The sequence below is a fragment of the Intestinibacter sp. genome, assembly GCF_034113885.1.
In the GTDB taxonomy this organism is placed as follows: Bacteria; Bacillota; Clostridia; order Peptostreptococcales; family Peptostreptococcaceae; genus Intestinibacter.
Window position 1 is genome coordinate 1 of record NZ_JAXEWM010000068.1, and the last position, 2,740, is coordinate 2,740.

The 2,740-nt window shown below is 30.3% G+C and carries 6 protein-coding genes; all 6 read left to right on the forward strand.

Going from position 1 to position 2,740, the window contains the following annotated elements:
- The first annotated feature begins 32 nt into the window (after positions 1-32).
- The 6 genes from SPD90_RS04300 to SPD90_RS04325 all read left to right on the forward strand — a co-directional run bounded on the left by SPD90_RS04300 (position 33) and on the right by SPD90_RS04325 (position 2,675).
- Entirely contained in the window at positions 33-842 is an 810-nt protein-coding gene (locus SPD90_RS04300; protein ID WP_320924415.1) for a phosphoadenosine phosphosulfate reductase domain-containing protein, read from the forward strand.
- Between the two features lie 18 nt (positions 843-860).
- Entirely contained in the window at positions 861-1,112 is a 252-nt protein-coding gene (locus SPD90_RS04305) for a hypothetical protein (protein WP_320924416.1), read from the forward strand.
- A 38-nt stretch (positions 1,113-1,150) separates the two neighbouring features.
- Positions 1,151-1,498, forward strand: coding sequence for a YopX family protein (locus tag SPD90_RS04310; RefSeq protein ID WP_320924417.1), 348 nt, complete (start codon positions 1,151-1,153; stop codon positions 1,496-1,498).
- A 140-nt stretch (positions 1,499-1,638) separates the two neighbouring features.
- A complete protein-coding gene (locus tag SPD90_RS04315) occupies positions 1,639-1,860 on the forward strand; it encodes a plasmid mobilization protein (protein WP_320924418.1) in 222 nt (73 codons plus the stop codon).
- 3 nt (positions 1,861-1,863) lie between these two features.
- Positions 1,864-2,166 carry a DUF2852 domain-containing protein gene (locus SPD90_RS04320; protein WP_320924419.1) on the forward strand — a complete coding sequence of 101 codons (303 nt, stop codon included), beginning with the start codon at positions 1,864-1,866 and terminating at the stop codon, positions 2,164-2,166.
- 362 nt (positions 2,167-2,528) lie between these two features.
- Positions 2,529-2,675, forward strand: a complete 147-nt coding sequence (locus SPD90_RS04325) for a hypothetical protein (protein WP_320924420.1) — start codon at positions 2,529-2,531, stop codon at positions 2,673-2,675.
- The last annotated feature ends 65 nt before the right edge of the window (positions 2,676-2,740 follow it).

Below are 2,740 nucleotides of genomic sequence, written 5' to 3' on the forward strand. Positions count from 1 at the left end.
AACTAATGGCTATGTAAAAGGAGTTCATAACAATGGCAAGGACAAAGATTATAGTGCAAGAAGGGTTACAAAGTGATTATACTAGCATAATTGTCAGCTATAGTAATGGAATAGATAGTACAGGAGCTCTTTATTGGGCATTAAAGAATTTTGATAAAAATAAAATATTTTTGTTATATTGTGATACAGGCTTTGAGTATCCAGAAAATATACAAATGTTTTATAAGACAGCAAAATTTATAGGAGTAAAACCAATATTACTACAACATCCTAAAGGTTTCTTAGAACTTTTGCTTACAGAAAGATTCATGTGGCCAGATATGAAAAATAGATGGTGTACAGCATATCTTAAAACTGGAATAACAGATAAATGGATAAGAGCAAATAGAAAATTACTTGGTCCTAAATGTTTATTTATTTCTGGAGAACGTAGAGATGAAAGTAGAGGCAGAGCAAAGCTTCCAGAGTTAGAATATCATAGCACAACATTAAAAACTAAAAGAGTTGCAGATTTTACATGTCATTGGTATAGACCTTGTTTGGATTATGAAAAAGGTAAGATGTTTGAATGGGGAAAAGAACTTAAATTAAAACCTCATTTTTGTTATGAGTATTTAGGAAGATGTTCCTGTATGGGTTGTATGTTTATGAGTGATAAGCATGCCTGGGAAAATATAAAAAGATACCCAGAAAAAATGAAAGAGTATGTAGATGCTGAAATAAAGCTAGGACATACTTGGAAAAAGAAAAGAAGCCTTGAAGAAATATATAATGGATGCCTTGATATTGATGATATAGTTGATAATAAAGTTTTAGATGGACAGATAAGTTTTGAACTATAGTAAGGAGAAGGATAGAAAATGATTTTGGATGAACTAGAGTATAATTCATGGTATAAATGTTATACAGCTAAGTCTTGCAGAGCAACAGGCTTACCTATGGTGGACTTTGGATATGCAAATTATATTCAAAAAGCTAATGTATGGTTAAGCAAAAGCAGGTGTTTAAAAATTAAAAAACCAGTAAAGGATGGAGAAGAACCTGTTGCTTTCTTAAGAGTTTACAATGGCTATGTTCCTTTATATTACAGAAATGAAGAGGAATTATGTTGATGAAATGCCATTTTAAATTGAGATAGGAGGGAAATTTGATGAATAGAGACATTAAATTCAGAGCATGGGATATTGCGAATAAAAGAATGTTGCAATATAGAGATATTATGAGTTTGCCTATGTGGGAAGTATTTTCTGGTACTCCAGAGCAAAGACCTTACCAAGTAATGCAATATACTGGAATTAAGGATAAGGATGGAGTAGAAATTTATGAGGAAGATATAGTAAGGATTGATGATGAAGAAGAATTACGAAAGGTGGAATGGGATTCAAATAATGCAGAATTTACATTAACAATGGATTTTGTAACAACAGATTTTGATTGTTTATATCCAAGACAAATAGAAGTTGTCGGAAATATATATGAGAATCCCGAATTAATCTAAGAAAAGCTATACTCCACTTATAAATAGGGGTATAAAAGGGGTACAATGTACCACTATTAATACTAAAATAGCTTAAAAAATAGGTGGAGTAGAGCATGGAGGAAATTCAGGAGCATTACATGGAAGGAGTTGAAGAGAGTATGAAGCTTAGAAGGGTATCAAATGAAAATTACAAAAGCGAGACTATTAAAGTGCATTTATCCAAAAGAGAAAAGGATAGGCTAGAAGCATACGCCTCAAGATTAGGAATGAATATAAGTCAGTACATCAGAACCAAGTGTATATATGAACCTTATGAGAGGTTAGAAAGTAGCACAAACATGCTATCAGAACCATATGAAATATTAGAAAGGGAATGGTAAGCAATGTTTGAAATAGAATTTATGGAGTGGCTTATAGCAGCCTTGTGGATATTTTATATTATATTTCTATTAATTCCTTTGATAGTATTGGACTTTTACACAGATTACACAATTAAGAAACTTCAAAAAGAAAGAAGGACCTACAACTTAAAAAGCGAGTACCTAGAGATAGAATTAAGCCCAGAAGATACTAAAAGGTTATATAGGGTTATGATGTCAAAAGGTTACACTAACAAAGATAAATATATCAATGATAAATTAAAAGCTTTGGAAAAAGAAAGAAGTGAATTCAAATGGATACCTTAACAGTATTATGTGTAGTGGCAACATTACAAGTGATTTTATATTATCTAACCTATAGAAGAATTAAAAGCATTTTGAATAAGTTGTTCCAAGAGAAGAGGAAAAACTTAGAGTATTTCAAAGAGAATAAATAGCACCTAGAACTGATGGAGCATGAAGGAAGACTTAGAAGATTTCTTAAAGAAGTATTAGACCGAAAAAGTCTATAAACTAAAATTACAAACTTAACGGAAAAACAGGACTTCAAAAAAATAGCCAAGCTACTCAAAGCGAAGCTTAATTTAGGAAAGTTTGTAATCAACCTAGGGGCAGAAATGCCCCTTAAACATAAGAATTAAAAACTCTAGTTTTATAAGGAGATTAAAATGAAAATAATATTATTAATAGTTTTAGTAGTATTTATAGTATGGGTTATGATAATAAGTACTTATGTAGTAATAAAAATTTCAAAAAGTATTAGTGAAGATGAAAAAAGAAATAAAGATAATTGGAAAGATAAATATTTAGAGTAAGGTTATAAAAGGGAGGATAAAATGAATAAAGTACAGAAAGAAGAATGTAAAAAAATTAAATATAT

What these genes read in the sequence shown, in the direction of transcription:
- SPD90_RS04305 (WP_320924416.1), top strand. Translation starts at nt 861, where the DNA reads ATGATTTTGGATGAACTAGAGTATAATTCATGGTATAAATGTTATACA.
- SPD90_RS04325 (WP_320924420.1), top strand. Translation starts at nt 2,529, where the DNA reads ATGAAAATAATATTATTAATAGTTTTAGTAGTATTTATAGTATGGGTT.
- SPD90_RS04315 (WP_320924418.1), top strand. Translation starts at nt 1,639, where the DNA reads ATGAAGCTTAGAAGGGTATCAAATGAAAATTACAAAAGCGAGACTATT.
- SPD90_RS04310 (WP_320924417.1), top strand. Translation starts at nt 1,151, where the DNA reads ATGAATAGAGACATTAAATTCAGAGCATGGGATATTGCGAATAAAAGA.
- SPD90_RS04320 (WP_320924419.1), top strand. Translation starts at nt 1,864, where the DNA reads ATGTTTGAAATAGAATTTATGGAGTGGCTTATAGCAGCCTTGTGGATA.
- SPD90_RS04300 (WP_320924415.1), top strand. Translation starts at nt 33, where the DNA reads ATGGCAAGGACAAAGATTATAGTGCAAGAAGGGTTACAAAGTGATTAT.